This is a genomic window from Streptomyces sp. NPDC050263, from assembly GCF_040655955.1.
In the GTDB taxonomy this organism is placed as follows: domain Bacteria; phylum Actinomycetota; class Actinomycetes; order Streptomycetales; family Streptomycetaceae; genus Streptomyces.
The window spans coordinates 26,065-50,430 of the sequence record NZ_JBFAKW010000009.1 but is presented as its reverse complement, the minus strand read 5'-3'; the positions used below and the strand labels follow the sequence as shown (position 1 = coordinate 50,430).

Annotated in this window: 19 protein-coding genes; 17 read left to right on the top strand and 2 right to left on the bottom strand. The window is 70.7% G+C overall.

Translation table 11 applies throughout. The annotated features are described in order from the left end of the window. Positions 1-89: 89 nt before the first annotated feature. The 11 genes from AB0J04_RS06140 (at position 90) to AB0J04_RS06090 (ending at position 16,972) form a co-directional block, all read left to right on the top strand. On the top strand, positions 90-794 hold the full coding sequence (locus tag AB0J04_RS06140) for a GNAT family protein (RefSeq protein ID WP_363167179.1): 705 nt from the start codon (positions 90-92) through the stop codon (positions 792-794). After that, positions 787-3,318 carry a class III lanthionine synthetase LanKC gene (lanKC, locus tag AB0J04_RS06135; RefSeq protein WP_363167178.1) on the top strand — a complete coding sequence of 844 codons (2,532 nt, stop codon included), beginning with the start codon at positions 787-789 and terminating at the stop codon, positions 3,316-3,318. Before AB0J04_RS06140 ends, lanKC begins: the two co-directional genes overlap by 8 nt. 470 nt (positions 3,319-3,788) lie before the next feature. Next, positions 3,789-6,503, top strand: a complete 2,715-nt coding sequence (locus AB0J04_RS06130; protein WP_363167177.1) for an aldehyde dehydrogenase family protein — start codon at positions 3,789-3,791, stop codon at positions 6,501-6,503. Positions 6,504-6,553: 50 nt separating this feature from the next. Next, positions 6,554-7,783, top strand: coding sequence for a beta-ketoacyl-ACP synthase II (locus tag AB0J04_RS06125; RefSeq protein WP_363167176.1), 1,230 nt, complete (start codon positions 6,554-6,556; stop codon positions 7,781-7,783). Next, a complete protein-coding gene (locus AB0J04_RS06120; protein ID WP_363167175.1) occupies positions 7,777-8,517 on the top strand; it encodes an SDR family NAD(P)-dependent oxidoreductase in 741 nt (246 codons plus the stop codon). The genes AB0J04_RS06125 and AB0J04_RS06120 overlap by 7 nt, the downstream gene beginning before the upstream one ends. Then, on the top strand, positions 8,510-9,316 hold the full coding sequence (gene fabI / locus AB0J04_RS06115) for an enoyl-ACP reductase FabI (protein WP_363167174.1): 807 nt from the start codon (positions 8,510-8,512) through the stop codon (positions 9,314-9,316). The genes AB0J04_RS06120 and fabI overlap by 8 nt, the downstream gene beginning before the upstream one ends. 42 nt (positions 9,317-9,358) lie before the next feature. Further along, the gene (idi, locus tag AB0J04_RS06110; protein WP_363167173.1) at positions 9,359-9,934 is read left to right on the top strand and encodes an isopentenyl-diphosphate Delta-isomerase; all 576 of its coding nucleotides are present in this window, start codon (positions 9,359-9,361) and stop codon (positions 9,932-9,934) included. Further along, entirely contained in the window at positions 9,935-10,870 is a 936-nt protein-coding gene (locus tag AB0J04_RS06105) for a hypothetical protein (RefSeq protein ID WP_363167172.1), read from the top strand. Beyond that, a complete protein-coding gene (locus AB0J04_RS06100) occupies positions 10,867-12,597 on the top strand; it encodes a thiamine pyrophosphate-binding protein (protein WP_363167171.1) in 1,731 nt (576 codons plus the stop codon). The genes AB0J04_RS06105 and AB0J04_RS06100 overlap by 4 nt, the downstream gene beginning before the upstream one ends. Beyond that, positions 12,594-14,411 (top strand): ABC transporter ATP-binding protein, encoded by a 1,818-nt coding sequence (locus AB0J04_RS06095; protein ID WP_363167170.1) that lies wholly within the window; start codon positions 12,594-12,596, stop codon positions 14,409-14,411. The genes AB0J04_RS06100 and AB0J04_RS06095 overlap by 4 nt, the downstream gene beginning before the upstream one ends. A gap of 107 nt (positions 14,412-14,518) precedes the next feature. Next, entirely contained in the window at positions 14,519-16,972 is a 2,454-nt protein-coding gene (locus tag AB0J04_RS06090) for a penicillin acylase family protein (RefSeq protein WP_363167169.1), read from the top strand. A gap of 76 nt (positions 16,973-17,048) precedes the next feature. Here AB0J04_RS06090 and AB0J04_RS06085 read toward each other — a convergent pair whose 3' ends face one another. Continuing rightward, positions 17,049-18,272 (bottom strand): DUF418 domain-containing protein, encoded by a 1,224-nt coding sequence (locus tag AB0J04_RS06085; RefSeq protein WP_363167168.1) that lies wholly within the window; start codon positions 18,270-18,272, stop codon positions 17,049-17,051. Between the two features lie 167 nt (positions 18,273-18,439). Here AB0J04_RS06085 and AB0J04_RS06080 point away from each other — a divergent pair, with 167 nt between their 5' ends. The 6 genes from AB0J04_RS06080 to AB0J04_RS06055 all read left to right on the top strand — a co-directional run bounded on the left by AB0J04_RS06080 (position 18,440) and on the right by AB0J04_RS06055 (position 23,531). Next, positions 18,440-19,714 (top strand): histidine kinase, encoded by a 1,275-nt coding sequence (locus AB0J04_RS06080; protein ID WP_363167167.1) that lies wholly within the window; start codon positions 18,440-18,442, stop codon positions 19,712-19,714. Then, positions 19,704-20,381 (top strand): response regulator transcription factor, encoded by a 678-nt coding sequence (locus tag AB0J04_RS06075; RefSeq protein WP_363167166.1) that lies wholly within the window; start codon positions 19,704-19,706, stop codon positions 20,379-20,381. The genes AB0J04_RS06080 and AB0J04_RS06075 overlap by 11 nt, the downstream gene beginning before the upstream one ends. After that, the gene (locus AB0J04_RS06070) at positions 20,374-21,132 is read left to right on the top strand and encodes an RNA polymerase sigma factor (RefSeq protein WP_363167165.1); all 759 of its coding nucleotides are present in this window, start codon (positions 20,374-20,376) and stop codon (positions 21,130-21,132) included. Before AB0J04_RS06075 ends, AB0J04_RS06070 begins: the two co-directional genes overlap by 8 nt. A 508-nt stretch (positions 21,133-21,640) precedes the next feature. Continuing rightward, a complete protein-coding gene (locus AB0J04_RS06065) occupies positions 21,641-22,438 on the top strand; it encodes a DeoR/GlpR family DNA-binding transcription regulator (RefSeq protein WP_363167164.1) in 798 nt (265 codons plus the stop codon). Positions 22,439-22,452: 14 nt separating this feature from the next. After that, the gene (locus AB0J04_RS06060; protein WP_363167163.1) at positions 22,453-22,845 is read left to right on the top strand and encodes a DUF4406 domain-containing protein; all 393 of its coding nucleotides are present in this window, start codon (positions 22,453-22,455) and stop codon (positions 22,843-22,845) included. Next, complete coding sequence (locus tag AB0J04_RS06055) at positions 22,842-23,531, top strand: NUDIX domain-containing protein (RefSeq protein ID WP_363167162.1); 690 nt, start codon at positions 22,842-22,844, stop codon at positions 23,529-23,531. The genes AB0J04_RS06060 and AB0J04_RS06055 overlap by 4 nt, the downstream gene beginning before the upstream one ends. Here the strand turns inward: AB0J04_RS06055 and ribA are convergent. Next, positions 23,518-24,180, bottom strand: a complete 663-nt coding sequence (gene ribA / locus AB0J04_RS06050; protein ID WP_363167161.1) for a GTP cyclohydrolase II — start codon at positions 24,178-24,180, stop codon at positions 23,518-23,520. The genes AB0J04_RS06055 and ribA overlap by 14 nt on opposite strands. Positions 24,181-24,366 lie beyond the last annotated feature (186 nt).

The window sequence follows — 24,366 nt, the reverse complement described above, 5'->3', positions numbered from 1 at the left end:
TTGACGAAAAATGTTGATCGCTCTAGTTTCTTCAACGGCTCGCCAAGGGAATTGGCGGTTTGCTTCTGGCTCATCGGGGGAGAGAAAAGATGCAGGGCCGATTCATCAGCCTGCGCCCGCCGACCACGGGTGATTTTGATCTGATTGTGCGATGGCTGGCGCCCGACACACAGGGTTCCGCCCTCACCGGCGACTCGCGGGAAATGGCCAGCCCCGAGGAATTGCAAGCCGCGCACTACTCCGGAAACGTCACCTTTCGGATGGTCTACGACACTGCGGGCGAGGCGCTGGGATTCGTCAACTGGCGGCAGCGCGGCAGTCACCAGTCCTTTGAGATAGCCATCATCATCGGCGAGCCCGACCGCTGGCAGAGCGCATATGGCGGCGAGGCGATCGTCCGGCTCCTCGACATTCTCTTCATGACCTATGACGCTCGCCGGGTCCAGCTGACGACCGGCGCATTCAACAATCACACCTTACCCGCCCTCATTCGCGGAAACTTCGTGCTCGAGGGAATTCTGCGCGACTTCTACTACTTGGACGGCCGGTACCACGACGCGACCATGTGGTCGATGCTCCGTTCCGAGTACGAAGCCGAGTTGAAGAAGACGGAACACCTGGACGGACTGAAGTACCGGCCGATCGTCCCGGAGGCCGACAAGGCCCGGGCCCGCCGGCTGCTGCGGGACTACCTGGCCAAGGGCGGGCCCACCTCGCTGGATGTGGACGGCCTGCTGCCGGGCACCGACGGTCTGTCGCCGGACCTCGCCATGGAAGGAGGGAACGATGCGTGAAGCGGGAGAACTGTTCTCCGTGGCCGATTCCGACTACTTCGAACCCCCGGAGCGGTGGCGGCCGGCCGACGACCAGGACTTCGCCGGGCTGGTCCCGGAGCGGGAGAACTGGACCAGATCGGACAGCGGACCCTGGTGCCATGTGCGCCGCACCGGCCGGCAACTGCCGGAGCAGGGCTGGAAGATCCATGTCTCGGCCCGCCCGGAGAACGCCGTCGCCGTCCTGGAAGCCGTCTCGGCGTACTGTCTCGAGCACGAGCTGGCCTTCAAGTTCCTCTCCCGCAGGGCGACTTTACAGGCGTACAACCTCAAGTTCGCCCCGCGTACCGCGAGCGGCAAGTTCATCGCGGTCTACCCCCACCAGGACGACCTCGTCACGACTCTCGACGCGCTGCACGGTCTGCTGACCGGCCATGAGGGCCCCTACGTCCTCACCGACCGCCGCTGGCGCGACGACAGCCCGCTGTACCTGCGCTACGGCGCCTTCACCAGCCGGTACACCTACACGCCCGACGGCAGACGCGTCCTCGCGATGTCCGGTCCGGACGGTCACCTGGTCCATGATCCGCGGTCGGTTCCCTTCCGGCCGCCGTCCTGGATCTCGCCCCCCGTCGAGATCCAGCACGCTCTGCGCACCCCCGAGCCGAGTGAACCGTTTCCCTTCGCGGTGGAGCGTGCGTTGCAGTTCTCCAACGGCGGCGGTGTCTACGCCGCCAGGCAGAACGACACAGGGCGCGAGGTCGTCCTCAAGGAGGCACGGCAGCACGCCGGTATCGACCGGACCGGCCTCGACGCGGTCGACCGGGCCCGCTACGAGGCCTCCGTCCTGGAGAGGCTCTCCGACGTGGCGGCCGTACCGGAACTCGTCGACTCCTTCCGGTACTGGGAGCACCACTACCTCGCGCTGGAGCGGGCCGAGGGGATGAACCTGCAGAACTGGGTGGCGACCCACCACCCGTTCATCGGACACGCGCCCTCGTCCGACGTCGTCAGGACCTACCGCGAGCAGGCGGAGCGCGTGCTGGAGCGGGTCACGGCCGCGATCGGGGACGTCCACGCCCACGGGCTGGCCCATCGTGACCTGCACCCCGGGAACATCCTGGTGAGCGACGACCTCGAAGTGCGGCTGCTGGACTTCGAGATGGCGGTGGACCTGGACGACGAGAGCGTTCCCCCGCTGGCCTACCCCGGCTTCGCGCCGAAGACCGGTACCGCCGAGTTCCGCGACCGGTACGCCCTGGCCGTACTGAGGCTGTGGCTCTTCATGCCGCTGGCGCCGCTGTACGTACTGGACGCGGGCAAGGCCGTACGGCACGCCGCGGCGGCCGTCGACTGGTTCGGCCTGCCGGCGGAACACTTCCACGGCGTCCTGCGGACCATGGGGCTCGACGCGGCCACGGGCGGTGGCCCGGTCGCCGAGCCGGATCCGAGGGACCCGGTCGGCCTCATCGCGCCGCTGAGCGCCTCGCTCACCACGATGGCGGACCCCGGCCGTGGGGACCGGCTGTTCCCCGGCGACCCGGACCAGTATCTGAACCCCGCCGGTCCGGCGAGTCTCGCCCATGGTGCCGCGGGTGTCCTCTGGGCGCTCCACCAGGCGGGAGTCCGGCCCCCGGCGGAGTACGAGCGGTGGCTGCTGGACTTCCCCCGGTCCAAGGACGCGGCCCTCGCGTCCCCGGGACTGTGGGACGGGCTGACCGGAGTCGCCTGGTACTGGGCGCTGCGCGGCGACCACGAGGCCGCCCGGGCCCAGCTCGCTCCCCTGCGCCGCGACCTCGACCTCACAACCGATCCGTCCCTGTTCTCGGGGCTGGCCGGCATGGGCCTGGCGGCCCTCGCGCTCGGCCCGCTGCTCGGCGACCAGGAGATCGGCGCCCTGGCGCACCGCGCCGCCGACCGGATCCGGGACGAGCTCTTCCCGAGCCCGCACACCGAGAGATCACCCGCGGGCCTGATGCGCGGCTGGAGCGGGGTGGCGGTTTTCCTGACGCGGATGTACGAGGCCACCGAGGACCCGGCCTGGCTCGACCTCGCGGGTCGAGCGGTCGAGCGGGACCTGGCCCGCTGCACCACGGACGACCGAGGGACCTTGCAGGTGGTGGACGGGAAACGGCGCCTGCCGTACCTCGCCACCGGCGGACTGGGCGTGGCCCTCGGCGCGGACGCCGTGCTGCGGCACCGAGACAGCGACGTGCTGCGGACCGCGGTTCCCCGGCTGGTCGCCGGTGCCCGGGTACGCCTCATGGCCGATACCGGCGTCTTCTCCGGCCGGGCCGGCGCGCTGCTGGCCCTGGTTGCCCTCGACCGGTATCTCGACGCGGCCGACGAGGCGATCGCCGAGCACACCCGGGCGCTGCCCCTGCACCTGGTGGAGCGGGATTCCGGACCACGTGTACCGGGCAGTGGCGGGGTGCGGTTCTCCGCCGACCTCGCCACCGGTACCGCCGGGCTGCTGCTCGCCCTGACCGCGGTCCGCGACCGCGGCCTCAAGAACTTGCCGTTCCTGGGAATCGAGCCCGTCTGAGGCTCGTGGGACACGGCGCGCGACCAACGGCCGGATCCGTCGGCCTGGCACATGGGAGAGGAGGTACGGACATGTCGATCATCGAGCTGCAGGGCCTGGAGGCCCCGGCCGAGACCGCTGAGGCGCTCGGCAGCACGATCAGCAACAGCTGCTGAACGGTGCTCCCCTGTCCCCGCGTCACCCGGAAACGGGTGCGCGAACGAGCCGTGGTGTCCATCGCCGCCACCTGAGCCGCACGAGAGGAGGTACGGACATGTCGATCATCGAGCTGCAGGGCCTGGAGGCCCCGGCCGAGACCGCTGAGGCGCTCGGCAGCACCATCAGCAACAGCTGCTGAACGCGGCGTCGCTGAGGTGTGATCGCAGGCCCGACCAGGCCTTGCGACGAGGGGCGCGGCGCGAGCTGTGCGCCGCGCCCCTCGCCCGTTCAAACACGGATACCGCCAGTGTGAAACCAACGGGGTGATCTGTATGCCCTCCGAAGCGGGGGAAAAACCGGCCGTCGTCGCGAGACGGGCCTCATTAAGCCAGTACGCCCTCGGCCATGGCGTCCAGATCATGCGACGCGCCCTGCACGAGCGTGGAGTGCGGGCCGGGGACCGGGTCGTCCTCAGCGGCGACAACACCATTGAACTCTACGCTGCCGCGTTGAGCCTCATCACTTCGGACGTCTCCCTCGTCGTCCTCGACGAGGACCAGCTCCGCCGCATGGGAGACCCGCGAGCCGCCCTCCACGCCCAACACGCCGTCGTACAGGGCGATCTGATCCGCGGTGTGCCCGGCGCGATCGCGCTGCGCGAGCTGTGGGACCACGGCGTGGGAGAGGTAAGGGCCGCGGACGTCGGCGGTGCCGCGGAACTCCCTGATCCCTCCGCGGTCGCCTGGCGACGGCGCGCGGACGGCCTGATCCTGATGTCGTCCGGGACGACCGGTGAGCCGCATGCCGTCGTCAAGTCCGGGGGATCCTTCATCGACAACTGCGTGCGCACCGCGGCACGTGTCCAGTACGCGCCGGACGACGTTCTCCTGCCGCTGCTCCCGATGACCCACCAGTACGGACTCTCGGTCGCCCTGATCAGCTGGATCACCGGCACCCGGCTGGTGATCGTGCCCCCCGCGCATCTGTCCGAGGGACTGCGCCTGGGCAAGCGGCACGGGGCCACGGTGGTCGACGCGCCCCCGCGCACCTACCGGGCCATACTGAATCTCGCCGCCCGCAACCCGGCGCTTCTGGAGGATCTCTCCTCGGTACGGCTGTGGTGTGTGGGCGGTGGCCCCCTCGACGCCCTGCTCGCCGAGAACTTCCACCGGGCCTCCGGCCGACAGCTGCTCGACGGGTACGGGTCGACCGAGCTGGGGAACGTGGCGCACGCCTGGCCGGACAAACCCGCGGTGGTCGAGGCCCTGCCCGGCGTCGACCTCAAGGTCGTCGACGCCGCCGGGGCCGAGGCGCCCGTGGGACGGGTCGGTGAGCTGCTGGTCAGGACGCCTGACCAGTACGAGGGGTACCTGGACGCCGAGGGCCGGATCCAGCCGGTGGAGCGTGGCTGGCGGCACACCGAGGACATCGCGTCGATCGACTCCGACGGAAACCTGACCGTCCTGGGCCGCAGGTCCGCCCTGTCCCGGGGCGGGTTCACCATCTACCCGGCCGAGGTGCAGCGCAGACTCGCCGGCCAGGGCGTGGTCAACGCCTGCGTGGTGGTCAAGGACGCGGAGCGCGGCGAGCGGCTCGTGACCGTCGTGGCCGACCCGAGCCGCCGTACGCACTCCCACTGGCGGCGCGAGATCAGCGCGCATCTGGCGTCCTACGAGGCGCCGGACCATGTGTTCGTCGTGGACGAGTTACCGCTGAATCGATTCGGCAAGGTGGACGTCGGCCGGGTCCAGGCCTTCGCGGAGGCGGCGACCGCGCAGCGGCTGAGCGCCCCGCGGATCCTGTCCGAACCCTTCGCCTCCGACCGCCGCCTGACGGACACGCTCGCCGCGCTCACCCGTACCGCCGATCACGTGCAGGCCGAGCGGGAGCAGTTCATCGAGGTACTGAGCGAGATCACCGACCGACGGGCCGCCGAGATGGAGATCGAGGGCTTCGTCGCCACGCTGCGCGGCGCGGCCGCCGAATACGCCCTCCACCAGCCCCCGGCGGTGCCCGCCTCCTGGGTCTTCATGCCGTCCAACGTGGTGCTCTACTCCTACGCCCTGTACCTGCTGGTGCCCGCGTGCTACACCGGGCGGATCAGCTTCCGTCCCTCGTCGCGGAGCGCGCGGGTCACGCTGCGGCTGCACGAACTGCTGGCTCCGGTGCACGGCCTGGACATCACGGCGTTCACCGGCACCCAGGGCGACTACACCGAATCCATCCGGGGCAAGCGGGGCACGGTCGTGTTCACCGGCCGCTACGAGAACGCCGAGGAACTGCGGGTCACCCTGGGCGACGAGCAGCTCTTCCTCTTCTTCGGCCAGGGCATCAACCCGTTCATCATCACCGAGAACGCCGACATCGAGAAGGCGGCCGCCGACGGCGCCAGGGTGCGGATGCTCAACTCCGGGCAGGACTGTCTGGCCCCCGACATCTACTTCGTCCAGCGGGCGGTGGCCGAGGAGTTCCGCGAGGCGCTCTCCCGTTACGTCGGGGCGCTCAAGTTCGGCTCGGCCGGCGTCAGCGGGACGGACTACGGCAGCATCCACGACCCGAACGTGCTCCAACAGGTCACCCGCTACCTGATCACCAACCGGCACCGCATCCACCGCGGGGGTGTCGTCGACCTCACGGAGTCCCATCTCCTGCCGACCATCCTCGTCTGGGAGGCCGGCGAGCCCCTGGATGTCTCCGAGCAGTTCGCGCCCGTCTTCAACCTCGTCGTCTACGACGACGAGCACGAGCTGAAGCGGCTGATCGACAGCAAACCCTTCCTGGAGCGTGCCTTCGGGGCATCGGTCTACGGCGCCGACGCCGACTTCGTGGACTACCTGCGCGAGCGGCACATGGTGAGCGCCGACTCGACGCTCATCGAGATCGACAACGGCAACAAGCCGTTCGGCGGCAGCGGCATCCGGGCCGGCTACGTGGCTCTGCGCGGACGGTGCTTTCCGCAGCCCCTGCTCATCTCCAAGGCCGTGGCCGAGTACTGGACCCGGCTCGGTGCCGGCGTGGGGCAACTGACCACAGCGGCGCGGACGTAGCGGAAATGATTCGAGACCGGCGGCCGCCGCCGGTGAGAAATGGAGTGGCCATGGGTTCGTACGTGACCGGCCTCGGCGCTGTCACGCCGCTGGGCAATTCGGTGCCCGAGACCTGGAACGGCATGGTGGAGGGCCGCAGCGGCATCACCTCCATCACCAGTTTCGACACCGGTGACTGCGCGGTCACCATCGGCGGCGAGATCCGGGACTTCGAGCCGACCGACCACATGCCGCCCACCGAGGTACGCAGGATGGACCCCTACGCGCGGTACGCGGTCGCCGCCGCCCACCAGGCACTCGAACAGTCGGGTGTCACCCCCGGCGTCTGCCCGCCGGAGCGCCTGTCGGTCCTGGTCGGCTCCGGGTACGGCACCACGCAGCTGGACGCCGACGGGGTGCGGATGTTCGACGGCAGGGGCGCGCGGGCGATCCGCCCCTATCTGTCGGCGTACGCGGCGATCGACATCGTGACGGCCTATCTGTCGATGGAACTGGGTGCCATGGGCGAGTCGTTCGCCGTCTCCGCGGCCTGCGCCTCCGGCACCGTCGTCATCGGCGAGGCACACCGCCTCATCGAGCGGGGTGACGCGGACATCGTCGTGGCGATCGGCGCCGAGAACTCCATGAGTGGCAAGGACCTCGCGCTCACCGCCGCAACCCGGGCGCTGACCAGCAAGTTCAACGACAACCCCAGTGCTGCGAGCCGTCCCTTCGACCGGCAGCGCGACGGTTTCGTGCTCTCTTCGGGCGCCGGGGCGGTCGTCCTCGAATCGGCGGACAGCGTGCGGCGACGCGGCGTCACCCCGCTCGCGGAGATCGCCGGGTACGGCGCGGCCAGCGACGCCCACCACATCACCGCGCCGCATCCCGAGGGGCTCGGCGCCCGGTTCGCCATGCGGCGGGCGCTGGCCGCGGCCCGGGTGCCCGCGGGCGAGGTCGACTACATCAACGCGCACGGCACGAGCACCCAGCTCAACGACCGTACCGAAACCCTCGCCATTCAGGCCGAACTGGGCGACCGGTCCAGGGAGATCCCGATCAGCTCCACGAAGTCGACCACCGGCCACATGATCGGTGCCGCCGGCGCGGTGGAACTGATCGCGTGCGTCAAGGCCCTGGAGACGGGCTGGGTGCCGCCCACGGTCAACTGCGACGACCCGGAGTTCCCCGAGATGAACTTCGTCGAGAACAAGGCGCAGGAGCACGCCCTGCGGGTGGTCATGTCCAACTCGTTCGGCTTCGGGGGGCACAACGCGGTGCTGGTGGTGAAGGCATGCTGAGCCCCGGCGCACCGCCGGTGCCGGCCGCCGCGGCACGGAAGGTCATCGTCACCGGCGGGACCCGGGGCATCGGCCGCGAGGTCGTCGACCGGTTCGTCGCGCAGGGCGACGCGGTGGTCTCGCTGAGCATCTCGGGCGCGCCGATCGACGGTGTTCTGTCGCTGGCGTGCGACGTCGGGGACGCTCGGGACGTGGAACGGGCGATGGCCCGGGCGGTCGAGGAGCTGGGCGGTCTGGACGTCCTGGTGGTGAACGCCGGGATCGCCCGGGACAACCTGCTCTCGCGCATGACCGTCGAGGAGTTCGCCAGCGTCGTCCAGACCAACCTCATGGGTGCCTTCCACCCGGTGAAGGCGAGCATCCGGGCCCTCCTGCGCTCCCGGCGCGGACGCGTCATCTTCTGTTCCAGCACCGCCGCGCTCCTGGGCGGTGTCGGCCAGGGCAACTACGCGGCGAGCAAGTCGGGGCTGATCGGACTGGCCCGGACGCTCGCCCGCGAACTGGCCCGGAAGCAGGCCACGGTGAACGTCATCCTCCCCGGGCTCGTCGACACCGACATGGGCCGGGACTTCCCCGAGAAGGTGCGGCAGGAGTTCATCGACTCCGTACCGCTGCGCCGCGCGGGGACCGTGGCGGAGGTCGCTTCGCTGATCACGTATCTGGCGAGCGAGGAAGCCCGGTACATCACCGGGGCGGTCATTCCTGTCGACGGTGGGGTGAGCATGGGTGTCTGAGACGACTGGACCCGACACGACCGGACCCGAGACCACCGGATCGAATCTGCTGGCCGGGAAACGACTGCTGATCACCGGCATCCTCACGCCGAACTCGATCGCCTACCACGTCGCCGAGCAGGCGCAGCTCGCCGGCGCCCAGGTCATCGCCACCGCCTACGGACGGGTGTCGCTCGTCAAACGTGTCTGCGGGCGGCTGCCCCAGCCGGTGCCGGTGATCGAACTCGACGTCACCGACAAGGAGCAGCTGGCCCGGCTGCCCGAGCTCGTCTCGGCGCACGCCGACGGCCTGGACGGTGCCGTGCACTCCGTCGCCTACGGCCCGCCCGCCTGCTTCGACGAGGACTTCGCCGCGGTGCCCTGGCCGGACGTGGCGCGTTCCCTGGAGGTGTCGGCGTACTCGCTCGCGTCGCTGACACACGCCTGCCGGAACCTGCTCGGTCCGGGCGCCTCGATCGTCGGCCTCGACTTCGACGGCCAGCGTGCGTGGGAGGGCTACAACTGGATGGGCGTGTCCAAGGCCGCCCTGGAGTCGGTCTCCCGCTATCTCGCCACGCAGTTCGGGCCGCGCGGGATCAGGGTCAACCTGGTCGCTTCCGGGCCGCTGCGGACGGTCGCCGCCACCTCGATCCCCGGGTTCGACACGGCGTACTGGGACAAGGGCGCGCCGATGGGCTGGGACGACCAGGACGTCGCCGCGGTCGCGCGGACCTGCTGCGCCGTCCTGTCGGACTGGCTGCCCGTGACGACCGGCTCCGTGGTGTGGGCGGACGGCGGCTACCACATCGCCGGTCCCTGACCCCGGCCCACCGATCCACGTACCCCGAGGTAAGGAGCGCCAGTGCTCAGCTCAGCCAGGAGCAGCCAGGAGATCCGGGAACGGCTGCGGGTCGAACTCGTCGACACCGAAGGCCGGGCCATCGGCCACACGACGGTGCACGAGGCACATTTCGGCGATGCGGGGCTGCTGCACCGCGCGTTCTCCGTGATGCTCGTCAACGAACGGGACGAGGTGCTCCTCCAGCGGCGGGCCGCGAGCAAGCGGCGGTTCCCGGGCCTGTGGTCCAACACCTGCTGCGGGCACCCCGGCCCGGGCGAGCCGCTGGTGGACGCCGCCCGTGCCCGGCTGACCGAGGAACTCGGGATCCGGGTGGCCACACTGCGGGCCGGCGACGCGTTCGTCTACCGGGCCGCGGACCCGGGCTCGGGGTACGTGGAGCACGAGTACGACCATGTGCTGGTCGGCGACTTCGACGGCGAGCCCCCCGGCATCGATCCCGCCGAGGTGTCGGAGGTGGCCTGGCGGCCCTTGGACGAGATCCTGCGGGAGCTCGACGGGCCGGGCGCCACCGCCTTCACCCCGTGGTTCGGGCAGGTCGTGCGGGAGACGCGAGCACTGCTGAGGGTGGGGCGCTAGATGCGGCACGCACTCCTCGGCGGGCTGCTGGTCCCCGCCCGTGTCCCCGCCCTGGCCCAGGTCGTCCAGGGCAGGGCCACGGACGCCACCGGTCCCGCCTGGCTGGACCCGCGCACCTCGCTCGCCGCCGACATCAAGGGCGCCAAGGTCTACCGCTCACTCGCGCCGGTGTTCCGCGCCTTCGGCTACGACGATGCCGACCGGGTCCTCGTCGCGCCGCTGTTCAACCACCTGTGGGCCGTGGTCTACGAGGCGGACTGGGCCTACGAGGCGTATCAGCTCTCCGACGGCGAGAAGCCCGGACTGTGGTGGCTGGAGCAGTTCCGGTCGGTGCTGGGCACGATGGAACTGCTCGACGAGACGGTCGACGCCCGCCTGGACGACCTGCACGCCTATTTCGAGCTGGAGACCCACCTGCTCGCCGCCGACACCTTCGACCGGGACGACCTGGCCCGGGCGGTCCGGCTGCGGTGCTCCGACATCAAGGCGTTCACGGCCGTCGCCGCCGCACTGACGGGTCGGCCCTGGGCACGCGAACTCAGCACTCTGATCGGCCCCATGATGTCGTTCATCGACCTGGAGGACGACCTCAGGAGCACCACGGAGGACGCCGCCGAGGGCTCGTTCAACACGTACAACCTCGCCGTACGGCGCTGGGGCGAGACCGACGGGAGGCGCTGGCTGGACGAGGTCGGTAGCGGTCTGCTGCACGAGACGGCGGCCCGGCTGTCGCGGGTGTCCCCGCGTGCGCTCCAGGCGATGTGGGTGGTGCTGGGGCGGCCCGGCTCCGACACCGCCGCGCGCCGGCTGCGGGTGGCGGCGTCGCGGCCGCGCCGTCTGCTTCTGACCGGCCTGCGGCGCAAGCTGCTCGAAGGGGCACCCCGTCCGTTCGAGCCGCACTGGCGATCCCTCGACACTCCTGGCGGTGGCAGATGAACGAGCAGCGACACACGGGCGGCCCGGCAGCGGGCTTGCGGACCTTCCCCGGAGCCTGGGACCTGGTGGCCGAGTTCCTCGCCCGGCACGGCGTGGACACGGTGTTCGGGCTCCCAGGCGACGACGTGCTCGTCGTGGGCGCCCTCGAACGCGCCGGCATCCGCCTGGTGTGGTGCCGCGACCAGCGACTGGCCGTGCACATGGCGTCCGGTTACGCCCTGACCTCCGGCAGGACGGGCGTGTGCGTGGTGGGCAAGGGGCCCGCGGTCGCGAACGCGGTCGGCGGCCTGCTGGAGGCGGCGAGCGGCCAGAGCCCCGTCCTGCTGCTGGCGGGCGGTACCGCCATCGAGTCCGACGGGGCCCGTGCCTTCCAGGACGCGCCCGGCCTCGCACTCGCCGCCCCCGTGACGAAGTGGGCCGGCCGGGTCACGCACCCCGACCGGCTGCTGCCCGCGCTGCGCCGAGCGGCCGCGCTCGTCCAGGACGCGCCGCGGGGCCCGGTCTTCCTGGAGATACCCGACGGCTTCCTGGAACAGCCCGTCTCGGTCCCCGAACACCTGCTGCGCACCGAGCAGCCCGTCCCCGGCCGGTACACCGCCAGGCTCCCCGCCGAGGTCGCGCGGGCGCGGCGGCCCGTGGTCGTCGCCGGCGGAGGCCTGCGCGCGGCGGGCGCCCCCGGAGCCGCGGAACGGCTCGCCGAGGCGCTCGGCGCGGCCCTGCTGGTGACGGCGAGCGGCCGCGGCGGTGTGGCCGAGTCCCACCCCCTGTTCTGCGGGCTCGCCGGCCTCTACGCCCAGCCGCCAGTGCGCGAACTGCTCGCCGACTGCGATGTCGTCGTGACACTCGGCTCCCGCCTTGAGGAGACCGCCACCGAGGGGCTCCCGAGTGAGGTGCCGATCTGCCAGATCAACGTCGACGCGGGGGAGTTCTCCTACGACTGGCCGGGGCCGCTCGTGCTGGGCGAGGCGTCGGTCACCGCGGTCGAATGGGCCGACGGCCTCCGGGACAGAGTGGCCGACGCCGACTGGACGGCCAGGGTCACGGCGGCCCGGCACGCCCTGGAGAGCTGGGCCGAACAGCCCGCCCATCCCGGACTCCCCGACGACCGGGTCCGGGTGAAGGCCGTCGTGCGGGAGGTCTCCCGCGCGCTGCCCCCGGGCAGCGTGGTCGTGCACGAGAACGGGCTCATGGACATCTGGTCCTACCTGTACCCGGTGCTGGCGCTCCCCGAGAACACGCGCAGCGTCGTGCCGTCCGAGCAGACGACACTCGGTTACGGAGCCGCCGCCGCGGCCGGAGCCAAGCTGGCGGCGCCGGACTCGACCGTCGTGGCGATCGTGGGCGACGGCGCGTTCGACCTGTTGAGGGTCGAACTGCCGACCCTGGTGCGGGAACGGATCGGTGTCGTGTACGTCGTCCTCGACAACGGCGGGTACGGCTGGCTGCAACGCATGGTGGACAACCTCGGAGGGCGGTCGCACCTGTTCACGGCCGACGTCCCCGCCGACGTCCCCGCGCGGCCCGACCCCGGCGACGGTGTCCTGACCTGGCCGGTGGTCAAGCCCGCCGACATCACGGAGGCGATCGAGGCGGCGATGTCGGCGGCCCGGGACGGCCGGGTGGCGGTGGTGCGCGTGATGTGCGCGGTGGACGACTGGCCGCCGGTCACCGGCGCCGCCTCCGAGGAGGAGATCCGCGATTCGGTGCGCCCCGCGGACCACCGGTGAAAGGGGCCACCGAACCCGGCTCGGGGCTGCGGACGCTGTGGGCGCTGGCGTGGGAGCGGGGCAACGGGCGCCGGCGCCTGGTCGTCGTCGGCTGTCTGACCTCCCTGTTCGCCCCGGTGTTCCCGCTCCTTCAGCCGCTGATCGTGCGGGACATCGTCGCCGGCGCCGGCGAGCAGCGGGCCCTGCTCGTCCCGGTCGTCCTGCTGGCGGCGGTGACCCTGAGCGAGGCGGTCTTCACCGGCGTACAGGTGTATCTGCTCAAGCGGCTCGCGGAGAGCGTCGTCGTCGACACCCGGCAGACGCTCATCCGACGGCTGCTGCGGCTGCCCATCGTGGAGTACGACCGGCGCCGGCTCGGTGACCTGATCTCCCGGCTGAGCACCGACACGTCGCTGCTGCGCTCGGTGATCAGCAATGGCGTCTTCGACATCATCTCCGCCGCGCTGCTCGGTGTGGGCTCGATCGTCGTGCTGGTGTTCATCGACGCCCTGCTGCTGGTCGTCACCCTGTCCTCGGTGCTGCTGGCGGCCGTCGCCCTGTGGGCGCTGATGGCGTCGCTGCGCGGCATCAGCCGGACCGCGCAGGAGCATGTCGGCCGGATGACTGCCGAGTTCGAGCGGGCTCTGCACGGTGTCCGGACCATCCGGGTGTTCGACGCGACGGAGCGGGAGTACGAGCGGATCACACGGCGGGCCGACGACGCCTACCGGGCCGGGCTGAAGCTGTCCCGCCGCGAGGCCGTCGTCCAGCCGGCCGTCACCACCGCGATCCAGATCGCCATCTTCATGGTGCTGCTCGTCGGCGGCTACCGGGTGTCCGAGGGCAGCATGGCCCTCGGTGACCTGGTCGCCTTCCTGCTCTACCTCTTCAGCGTCGTGCTCCCGCTGAACCAGGCGTCCCGGGCGATCACCACGGTCCAGATCGGACTGGCCGCGATCGACCGCTCGGCCGAGGTGCTGCGGATTCCGACAGAGCGGGAGGCCACGGAGGTGTCCTGCGCCGAGGCCACCGCGCCCGTCGTCGCCGAGCCGTCCCCTTCGGCCACCCGGCAGATGGTCGAGTTCCGCGGCGTCGGCTTCCGGTACGTCGGCGGTCCGCCGGTGCTCGACGGAGCCACGTTCACGGTGCCCCGGGGGTCGTGTACGGCCATCGTCGGGCCGTCCGGCGGCGGCAAGTCCACCGTTCTGGCGCTGATCGCACGCTTCTACGAACACCGCGGGGGAACGATAAGGGTGGACGGGCGGGACATCCGGGAGCTGGCGCACGAGGACCTGCGCGCCCGTCTGTCGATGGTCGAACAGGACGCTCCCGTGTTCGCGGGCTCCGTGCGCGAGAACCTGCGGCTCGGCGCGCCGGACGCGACCGACGAGGAACTGCGCTCGGCACTCAGGGACGTCGAACTCGCCGGTCTGCTCGACCATCCCGACGGTCTGGACCGGGACCTGGGCGACGCGGGCGTCGTCCTGTCCGGCGGCCAGCGCCAGCGCCTGGCGTGGGCCCGGGCCCTGCTGCACGACCACGAACTGCTGCTGCTCGACGAGCCGACGTCGAGCGTCGACGCGGAGACCGAATGGAGCCTACAACGGCTGCTGCGGGCCCGCAGGGCGGGACGTACGACGGTCATGGTCGCGCACCGCCTCGCGACCGTCGTGGACTGCGACCAGATCATCGTGCTGGACAAGGGGAGCGTGGCGGCCGTCGGCACCCACGAGTCCCTGCTGCGCGACAGCCCGCTGTACCGGACACTCGCCGCCTACCAAGGGCTCGTCGACGGTACCGATCTGACCTCGGAGTCGAGGAGCGCGGCCGGCTGACCCACCGGGAAGCACCCGGGCCCGGGCCCGGGCCCACGCACCACGCTGCGCGGGCCCGGGCCGACGCACGCGAAAGAAACGAGCAAGGAACGCAAGGACATGGGGGAATGATGAAACACAGCAAGTGGCGGCGCAGACTGGGCCGTTCGGCCGCGCTGGCGGTCGTCTGGGGCCTGGCCCTGTCTACCCTGCCCGCCGCCGCGGCCGAGCAAACCACGAAGGTCGCGGCTCCCGGCGGACTGTCCGCCACCATCCGCTACACCGAGCACGGAATTCCGCACATCAAGGCGGACGACTACGCGGGGCTCGGTTACGGCCACGGCTACGCCGCCGCGAAGGACAACATCTGCCTGCTCGCGGACATCTACCTCACGGTGGGCGCCCAGCGCTCGCTGTACCGGGGAGCCGACGGTCCGACGAACGCGTACGGCCCCGCCCGCTCGAACCTCGGAAGCGACCTGTACTTCCAGCAGGTCAACGATTCCAAGGTGGTGGAGAAGGCCCTCGCCGAGCCGGCCCCGCTCGGCCCCAGGGCCGAGGTACGGGACATCGTGCGCGGCTATGTCAGCGGCTACAACCGCTACCTGGCGGAGACCGGCCCGGACGGGATCACCGACCCCGCCTGCCGCGGCGCCGCCTGGCTGCGGCCCATCCAGGACATCGACGTCTACCGCCAGTTCCACGCGCTCAGCACGTCCGGCGGTGGCGGCCGCATGATCGACGCGATCGTCGACGCGCGGCCACCGGCGCCCGGTTCGGCCGCCTCGTCCTACGGCGCGGCACCGCGGGTCGAGGCGGCCGTGAGGTCGGTGACCGCGGGGCTGGGCGGCCAGAGCCAGGGCAACGGAAGCAACGCGTTCGCGATAGGCGCCGAGCACACGGAGAACGGCCGCGGTCTGCTGCTGAGCAACCCGCACTTCGCGTGGTCGGGCGCCATGCGGCTGTGGGAGGCCCAGCTGACGGTGCCGGGGAAGATGAACGTGTCCGGCGGCGGTCTGCTGGGTGTGCCGCTGATCCGTTCGGGACACACCCAGAACGTCGCCTGGAGCCACACCGTCTCCTCCGCCGTCCCCCTGGGGCTCTACCAGCTCCAGCCGGTCCCCGGTGACCCGACGGCCTACCTCGTCGACGGCAGGCCGGAGCGGATGACCCAGCGAGAGGTCGCCGTCCGCGTCCGCGACGCCGACGGCACGGTCAGGACCGTCGGGAGGACCCTGTGGTCCACGCGGTACGGCCCGGTGCTGAGCGCCGTGTTCGGTCTGCCCACCGACTGGACCACGGACACCGCGTACGCCCTGCGCGACGCCAACGTGGGCAACCTGCGCGGTCTGAACACCTGGTTCGACCTGAACCGGGCCCAGAGCACCAAGGACGTACAGGAGGCACTGGTCCGCACCCAGGGCATGCCCTGGGTCAACACGGTGGCGTCCGAGAAGAGCGGAAAGGCGCTCTTCTCCGGAGTCCAGGTCGTGCCGCACATCACGGACGAGCTGGCGGCCCGCTGCAACACCGCGCTCGGCAAGGCGATCTTCCCGTCCACCGGACTCTCCGTCCTGGACGGCGCCCGCACGGACTGCGCCTGGGGTCGCGCCGCCGACGCGGTCGCGCCGGGCCTGCTCGGCACCGCGAGCCTGCCCGCCCACTTCCGCGACGACTACGCGTCGAACTCCAACGACAGCGCCTGGCTGTCCAACCCCCGTGCCCCGCTGACCGGTTATCCGCGCGTCGTCGGCACCATCGGCACGGAACGCACCGCGCGGACGCGGATGACCCTCACCGCGCTGGAGGAGCGAAAGGCCGGGACGGACGGACTGCCCGGCCGGGACTTCGGCCTCCGCACCATGCAGGACCTGCTGTTCGCGAACCGCAGCAAGATCGCGGAACTGGTGGTGGCCGACACCGCGCGGATGTGCGCAGCGCTGCCCGGCGGCAGGGCCCCCGCCGCCACCGGCACGGTCGACGCCGGACCGGCGTGCCGGGCGCTGTCCCAGTGGGACCGGCGCTTCACCGTGGACAGTCGCGGAGCCCTGCTGTTCACCCGTTTCTGGGTCAAGCTGCTGGGGCGCGGGGCACCGCCGTGGCGCACCCCCTTCGACCCGGCCGATCCGGTGAACACCCCACGGGACCTGGACACCGCGAACCCCGCGGTGGCGGCGGCCTTCGGGGACGCCGTGGCGGAACTGGCCCGGCTCGGCATCGCGCCGGACGCTCCGCTGGGCCGGCACCAGTACGTGGTGCGGGGCGGCAAGAAGCTGCCGACCCACGGCGGCCCCGCCGCGCTCGGCCTGATCAACGTGCAGGGGCACACATGGCGGGACGACATGGGGTACGGGGACGTCGAGTACGGCGCCAGCCTGATCCAGGTCGTCTCCTTCACCGACGGCGACTGCCCAAAGGTCGCTCGGGTGCTCGCCTCCTCGCAGTCCGGTGACCCGACCTCGCCCCACTACGCCGACCAGACCGAGTTGTACGCCAAGGGACAGCTCACCCAGGGCCGGTTCTGCGAGAGCGAGATCGCCGCGTCCCCGGAACTGCGTACCGTCGAACTGCGCACGCCCTGAGGGACGGTGGTGGGGCCCGCGTGGCATGCGGGTCCCACCACCTCCTCCGCGGGACCGTCCTTCCGGGACGACACCTCTACGCACGGCCGCCCAGGCGCTGGGGGGCCCTGTACGCCCAGTTCCAGACGAGTTCCAGCGGACCCCGGCTGAACCGGCGCAGCCACAGCGAGGACAGCACCAGGAACGAGGCGACGATCCCGGCCCAGGCGAGGACCGGCCACCACGGCCGGGCCCAGCCCAGTTCGGTGGCGAGCCCCAGACCCCAGCCGTAGCAGAGCGTGGCCGCCGCCAGATTCTGGAACACGTAACAGGACAGGGCGCTACGGCCCACCGCCGTGACGCCACGGCGCAGCACGCCGTGCTCGCCCGTCATCCGGTGCGCCAGCGTCGTGACCAGCCCCAGCAGACCGAACGCCACCAGCGGCGGCAGCAGATACCGGTCCACCACGAACCAGCCGGGGCCGCCGAAAGCGGTCAGCACGTTCAGCGGGGCGCCGACGCCGAGTCCCACGGCCATCAGACGACGTCGGAGTCGGGCACCCCGCGCGCTGTTCTCGAACACCCCGGCCCGCAGCAGCCGGGAGCCGAGGAGGAAGAGCACGACCCCCATCGGAATCACGAACAACGACTCGATGCGGTACACGATGAACCGGTTCAGCCGTAACGCGATCTGATCCGCGTAGCTGCCCACGGCGTACACGTCGGCCCGGCCGAGGCGGCCGGAGCCGGAGCCGGTCCCCGTGGCGACCACGGCATAGCTGAGCGCGGCGACCAGCAGGAGGTGGAGGCTGCCCATCGCGATGATCCAGGCACGAACACAGCGCTCGCTGCGGCCCACCAGGTAGACGACGATCAGCGAGGTGAACGCGTAACCGATCAGCGCGTCGTACTCGAAGACCAGGACGAAGTGCAGCGCGCCCTCGACGAACAGCAGGGCGGCCCGCCACAAGTACCAGCCGGGCCAGCTCCTCCCGCGTCGGCGGGCCGACTGGTACTGGATTTCCAGGCCCACGCCGAACAGGATGGTGAGCAGCGCCAGGAACTTCCCGTTCGACAGAGAGCGGAGCGCGACCTCCACGGCGCCGCTCAGTGAGTCCGGCTCGGGCATCCGGAAGAAGAGGCTCGGTGGCCCCAACGGGTGTGTGAAGAGCCAGATGTTGGTGCCGAGCGTCCCGATGATCGCGACGCCACGGAGGATGTCCAGGACCTCGATGCGTCGGCTCGTGGTTCCGGAGGGAGCGGAACCCGTTTTCTTGGAGGGGTGGACCGCGGCGGCCCCGGTGTCGGACTTGGTCGTCATGGTCCCAGCCTCGCCGGGCGCCGGCCCGGTGTCTTCGGCGGTTCGGAGGGGCGGCCTTCATTACTTCGAGGGGGCGCACGGATGCACTCTCCAACCTTCGTAGGAGATACCTTCGCGGTAGCCGATATCGCGTCAACTCCCGCTGCCAGCTGTGCTTTTATGAGTTCGTGGTGGATCTGGGAGTCCTGCGGGACAGGAGTTTCCGCCCCGGCCGGCAGGACGTCCTTCCAGCCGTGGCGCTGTTCGCGCTGGGCACGTTCCTCTACGTCGCCGGCTGGTATCCCTTCTTCCGGGACGTGCACACGCTCGCGCTGTGGCACGTCTCCACCCCATGGCGGCTGATCCCGCTCGGCTGCGCCTGCGCCGCCGTACTGGTGCGCAGGCAGCTGCCCATGCCCGCCCTCGGCGCCGGCCTGTTCTGCTGCGCGGTCGATGTGATGGTGGGCTTCAGCATCTCCATGCTGCTGGTGGTGTCGGAGCTGCTCTACAGCGCCACCCTGCACGCATCCCGGCGCGCCAGCCGCAGCCTCATCCGTGCGGTCATCACCCTGGTCGTGATGGTCACCACCGCGCTCTTCTACACCGTGCAGGACTGGCAAGTGGTCGTCTTGATGGTCCTGTTGATGCTGACCATCCTGTTCGTCCCCGTCTGGTGGGCCATGACGGTCCGTCAGGAACGCGAGCAGGTCGAGGCGGAACGAATGCGGGCCGAGCAACAGGCCACCATCGCCGAACTCGACCGCCGTACGGCCGTGTCGGAGGAACGGGCGCGGATGGCACGGGACCTGCACGACGTGATCGCCGGGCACCTGTCCGCCATCGCCATCCAGTCGGATGCCGTGGGTTCCATGCGCGGCGACTCTCCGGCCGTCAACCAAGTACTGCGCTCCATACGGAAGAACAGCGTCGATGCCCTCACGGAGATGCGCGCGATGATCGAGTTGCTGCGCGGCCAGAACGCCGAGGAGCAGCAGCTCTCGCAGGCATCCCCGGCCCGCCTCGCCGAACTCCGCGTCCTGCTCGATTCGGCCCGCGCCACCGGACTGGACATCACCGTGGCCACGGGCGACGCCGACCAGGGAGAAGCCCAGCTCACCGACTGCCTACCGGCCGATCTGCCGGCCTCGGTCGACCTCGCCGCCTACCGCATCGTCCAGGAGGCGCTGACCAACGCGACCAAGCACGCCCCCGGCTCACGTGCCCGGGTCGCGGTGCACGCCGAGGGCGGCGACCTGCACGTGGAGGTCACCAACGAACTGGCCGACACCAAGGAAACCACCCTGCCCGGCTCGGGCAACGGCCTGCTCAACATGCGCGAGCGCGCGGCGGTGATCGGCGGAACGGTTTCGGCACAGGCGTCCGGCGAATGCTGGCGGGTACACGCGATATTGCCGCTGAGCTCGGAATCGTCGCTGGGAGCAGAGAGGGAACATGGGCATTAAGGTCCTGGTCGCCGACGACCACGCCGCGGTGCGGGCCGGTCTGGTCCTCGTACTGGAGCAGGCCGAGGACATCGAGGTCGTCGGTGAGGCGGCCGACGGCATCAGCGTGGTACGGCTGGCTCGGCAGCTCCGCCCCGACGTGGTGCTGATGGACGTCCGTATGCCGGGTGGCGGCGGCATCAACGCCACCCGGACCCTCGTACAGGAGGGCGTGTGCCAGGTCCTGGTGCTGACGACCTTCGACCTCGACGAATACGTCTACACCGCCCTGCAGGCCGGGGCCGCAGGCTTCCTGATCAAGTCGGTCGAGACCGTGCGGCTGGTCGAGGCCATCCACCTGGTCGCACAGGGCGACGGCGTACTGGCACCACAAGTGACCCGCCGGGTGATGGAACACTTCGCCGGCACCGCCCCCGCCGTCCAGGCCCACCCCAAGGGCCTCGACCAGCTCACCGACCGCGAGCGGGACGTCTTCGACTGCCTGGGCGAAGGCCTCTCCAATCAGGAGATCGCCCGACGCCTCTACATCAGCGAGACGACCGTGAAGTCCCACGTCTCCCACATCCTGGCCAAGCTGGGCCTGCGCTCCAGAGTCCAGGCGGCGATCCTGGTCCAGGAACACGGCCGCGGCGAGCAGGGCAGGGAGCGGGGGAGGAGCCTTGGCTGAGCAGCCAAACGGCTCGGTGGTGACCTTGGCCGCCGTAGAAGTAGATCAGGGGGCGGAGATGATCGGACCTGCCCGTCGGCTGCCGGCCGAGGAAGGGGTCCCTGAGTCCGTTCTTGGAGCCGAGGACGTTGTGCAGTCGGCGTTCACCAAGGCACTCCGAGCTCCTGCGAACATCCGCGAGCCCCGTGCGTATCTGTACGCGGTCATCCGCAACGACGTACGGGCTGCGAGCCGTCAGAACCGCACGCGAAGGGAGTGGGCCGCCGCATGCGGTGGACAGGAACAGGTAGTTGGAGACGTCCACGTCGCCGATTTCAGCGAACTGGTGGCCAACCGCATGGTCGTGCACAAGGCGCTGTACGGCCTCCCTCCGCAACAGCGCACCGCCGTGTGGGTAACCAAGGCGATGGACTGCACACAGGCCGAGACAGCCGAGTTCATGGAGAAGAGGCCCGGCACGATCGCCACCCACGTGGTGAGGGCTGTGGCAGCGCTACGAGCCAACCTTGCCGCACTCCTCGTGGCGGTTGCCACGGTGTTCGTGCTTGTGGGCAGCCGTGTCTTGGAAGTGGTGCCGGCTGCGGGCAGTGAAGAAAGTCAGGACCCTCATGAGTTCTCCGCCGGCGCGGGAATCTACGTGGTAGGGGCCTTGCTCCTGGTGGCAGCCTGTGTTGTTCCTGGTTTCAGGGCATGGCGTCGACGCCGATCGGAGTTCGATGAGGCCGGAACGTTTGCGAGGCGCAGCCGGTGACGAATCGGCTTCGACAGGGACTCGCGCAGTGGTGGTGGAGGAAGTCCTTCGACTGGGGCTTGCGGCGAGAAGCGCGCGCCCGTGATGACACGTACAGGTATGCGAAAACGCGTGTGTGCCTGCCGGAGCGGTGAGGGCACGAACCTGGCCGCGCCCTCGGGCTGCTCGGAGGGGAAGATATCGCCAGCAGGAGCGAACACCCTGGTCAGGAGGCGCCCTGAGTGAGCGATGCGTGAGCGGTGTGGCATCAGCTATCGATGGGTGGATTGCGCCCAACGGCGAGTGTGTCCTGACCTGGTGGTTCCGGACACCGAAGCAGCGTCCGGAACCGCCCAACAAGATCACGCCAGGACTTTTAATCCATTGGTTGTGGGTTCGAGTCCCACAGGGCCTACCGAAACGCCCCCAGCTCAGAGGTACTTCGAGGTACTTCGGGCTGGGGCTTCCTTCGGTCCACGGGTTCACAAGCGTATGTTCGTTCAAACATTGGCGTGGTAGAAATGGCGGTATGGATGTCGCCGATCGTCTCGACCTGACCCTGCGTCTCGTGCAAGGCGCGGGGCAGGGCCAGGAGCGGGTTTCCGTCGCCGAGCTCGCTCAGCGGCTCGGGGTGTCCGAGATGACCGTGCGCCGGGATCTGGACGCGTTGGAGCGGCAGGGACTGGTGCGGCGGGTGCACGGTGGGGCCGTCGCTGCGCGGGCCCGCGCGGAGGGCGGCGGGTTCGAGGCGCGCCAGGCGTGGCAGGCGGCGACGAAGGACCGGCTCGGCGCGGCCGTCGCCGCACTCGTCGAGCCGGGATCGCGGGTGCTGCTGGACGCCGGGACGACGACCGTGCACGTGGCCGAACACCTCGCCGCGCGGGGCCCGTTGACCGTCGCGGTGCTCAGTCTTCAGGCGGCGGTGCGGCTGGCCGACCGGCCCGGCATCGAACTGCTGGTCGTCGGCGGCCGCTCGCGCCCCGGTGAGCGGTCCCTCGTCGGGCCGCTGGCGCTGCGCACCCTGGAGTCCCTGGCCTTCGACGTGTTCGTGATGTCCATCGGCGGAGTGCACGCCGAACACGGCTGGTCGGAGTTCTCCCTCGAGGACGCGGCCGTCAAGCAGGCGGGACTCGGCCAGGCCGGCCGCACGGTCGCGGTGGCCGACGCGACGAAGCTGGGCGTGCGCGCGTTCAGCCAGGTCGCTCCGCTGGACGCCGTGCGGACCTTCGTCACCGACGCCGCCGCGGGCGACCCCGCCACCCACCCCGGCGGCCCCGCGACCCTGGACGCCCTGCGCAAGGCCGGCGTCGACACCCGCCTCGCCTGAGGAGACACGCAGACATGGCATCGCTGATGATCCTGGTCGCCGGCCCGTACCGCTCGGGCACCGGCGGCGACCCCGTGAAGCTCGCGGCCAACGTGCGGGCCATGAACGAGGCCGCGCTCGTCCTGTACCGGGCCGGGCATCTGCCCGTCACGGGCGAGGCGCTGGCGCTGCCCCTGCTGGAGGCGGCGGGCGGCGACCCGGTCGCCGGCGGCCCGCTCTTCGACGAGCTCTTCCATTCCGTCGCCGAACGCCTGCTCGACCGCTGTGACGCGGTGCTGCGCATCGGCGGGCCGTCGGAGGGCGCGGATCGGATGGTCGAGACGGCCCGCCGCGGCGGCAAGCAGGCCTACTTCACACTCGCCGACGTCCCCACCTCCGACCAGAACCTCGCAGGGAGCCCCGTATGACCGTCGGCATCGACGTCCCCGACCCCCGCGGCCGTACCGGGCTCGACCGGCAGGGGCGCGACCTCACTGGCAACGACCGGGTCCGCATCCTCGACGTGGAGGTCCTCGCCTGCGACTGGGCGGTGCTGCGCCGCACGACCTTCGACTACCGGCACAGCGACGGCCACGTCAGCCGCGAGCGGCGCGAGACCTACGACCGGGGCGACGGCGCGACGATCCTGCTCTACGACCCCGACCGGCGGACGGTCCTGCTGACCCGTCAGTTCCGGCTGCCCGCGTATGTCAACGGGCACCCCGACGGCATGCTGCTGGAGACCGCCGCCGGGCTCCTGGACGGCGACGATCCGCAGGAGGCGATCCGTCGCGAGGCCGCCGAGGAGACTGGACGCACCGTCCACGATGTAGAGCATGTGTTCGACGCATTCATGAGCCCCGGCTCGGTCACCGAACGGCTGAGCTTCTTCGCCGCCCCCTATGACGCTTCCGCCTCGGGCTTCGAAACGGCGGGCGTGGCGGCCGAGGGCGAGGACATCATCGTCGTCGAACTGCCTTTCGACGAGGCCCTCGACCTCGTCCGCGGCGGTGCGATCGCGGACGCGAAGACCATCATGCTGCTCCAATGGGCGGCGCTGGACGGCCCGTTCGGGGCGTCGCCGGGCCGTTCGCCGTCGGTCAGCCCACGTTGAGCCCGGTGCGCCCGGTGAGCCCGTTGAGGTCCGCCAGCGGCAGCGTGTGCTGGGTCTGCAGGACCTTCGCACGCAGGTAGCGGACGTTGTGCGGGGTCGTGAACACGCCCGTGGGGACACGGTCCCTGACGTCGATGCCGAGGCCTCGCAACTGGTCGGCCTTGTCGGGGTTGTTGGACAGGAGGTCCAGGCTCGTGATGTCCAGGGCGCGCAGCATCTGGGCGGCGGCGGTGTAGTCACGGCCGTCCTCGGGCAGGCCGAGCGCGGCGTTCGCCTCGTAGGTGTCCAGGCCCTGGTCCTGGAGGGCGTACGCGTCGAGCTTGTTGTAGAGGCCGATGCCGCGGCCCTCCTGGCGGAGATAGAGCAGGACGCCGCCGGTCGCGGCTATGCGCTCGACCGCCTCGCGCAGCTGCGGCCCGCAGTCGCAGCGGGCGGAGCCGAAGACGTCGCCGGTGAGGCACTCGGAGTGCAACCGGACCAGCGGGGTGGCGCCGGGCGCCGGCTCGCCGAGGACGACGGCGACGTGCTCCTGGCTGTCCGCCAGGCCGTGGAAGGTGACCAGTTCGGCGTCGACGGAGTAGCCGTCGTGGAAGCGCAGCGGTACCCGGACGCGGGCGCGCGGAGTGGCGGCGGCGGGGGTGTCAGGCATGCGGGTCTCCCGGTGCGAGTGGGGTCGGTGCGGGCAGCCGCGTCCATCTGTTTCAGATTTGAAGCAGCGTGCCGAGAGTGACCTTACCCCATGCTTTAAATTTGAAGCAACGGGATTGTGGCGCACACCTCATGCGCTCGAAGCCATCGGGTCCGGCCATCGGGTCCGGCCATCGGGTCCGGTCCT

What these genes read in the sequence shown, in the direction of transcription:
- AB0J04_RS06140 (WP_363167179.1), top strand. Translation starts at nt 90, where the DNA reads ATGCAGGGCCGATTCATCAGCCTGCGCCCGCCGACCACGGGTGATTTT.
- lanKC (WP_363167178.1), top strand. Translation starts at nt 787, where the DNA reads ATGCGTGAAGCGGGAGAACTGTTCTCCGTGGCCGATTCCGACTACTTC.
- AB0J04_RS06130 (WP_363167177.1), top strand. Translation starts at nt 3,789, where the DNA reads ATGCCCTCCGAAGCGGGGGAAAAACCGGCCGTCGTCGCGAGACGGGCC.
- AB0J04_RS06125 (WP_363167176.1), top strand. Translation starts at nt 6,554, where the DNA reads ATGGGTTCGTACGTGACCGGCCTCGGCGCTGTCACGCCGCTGGGCAAT.
- AB0J04_RS06120 (WP_363167175.1), top strand. Translation starts at nt 7,777, where the DNA reads ATGCTGAGCCCCGGCGCACCGCCGGTGCCGGCCGCCGCGGCACGGAAG.
- AB0J04_RS06105 (WP_363167172.1), top strand. Translation starts at nt 9,935, where the DNA reads ATGCGGCACGCACTCCTCGGCGGGCTGCTGGTCCCCGCCCGTGTCCCC.
- AB0J04_RS06100 (WP_363167171.1), top strand. Translation starts at nt 10,867, where the DNA reads ATGAACGAGCAGCGACACACGGGCGGCCCGGCAGCGGGCTTGCGGACC.
- AB0J04_RS06090 (WP_363167169.1), top strand. Translation starts at nt 14,519, where the DNA reads ATGATGAAACACAGCAAGTGGCGGCGCAGACTGGGCCGTTCGGCCGCG.
- AB0J04_RS06085 (WP_363167168.1), bottom strand. Translation starts at nt 18,272, where the DNA reads ATGACGACCAAGTCCGACACCGGGGCCGCCGCGGTCCACCCCTCCAAG.
- AB0J04_RS06075 (WP_363167166.1), top strand. Translation starts at nt 19,704, where the DNA reads ATGGGCATTAAGGTCCTGGTCGCCGACGACCACGCCGCGGTGCGGGCC.
- AB0J04_RS06065 (WP_363167164.1), top strand. Translation starts at nt 21,641, where the DNA reads ATGGATGTCGCCGATCGTCTCGACCTGACCCTGCGTCTCGTGCAAGGC.
- AB0J04_RS06060 (WP_363167163.1), top strand. Translation starts at nt 22,453, where the DNA reads ATGGCATCGCTGATGATCCTGGTCGCCGGCCCGTACCGCTCGGGCACC.
- AB0J04_RS06055 (WP_363167162.1), top strand. Translation starts at nt 22,842, where the DNA reads ATGACCGTCGGCATCGACGTCCCCGACCCCCGCGGCCGTACCGGGCTC.
- ribA (WP_363167161.1), bottom strand. Translation starts at nt 24,180, where the DNA reads ATGCCTGACACCCCCGCCGCCGCCACTCCGCGCGCCCGCGTCCGGGTA.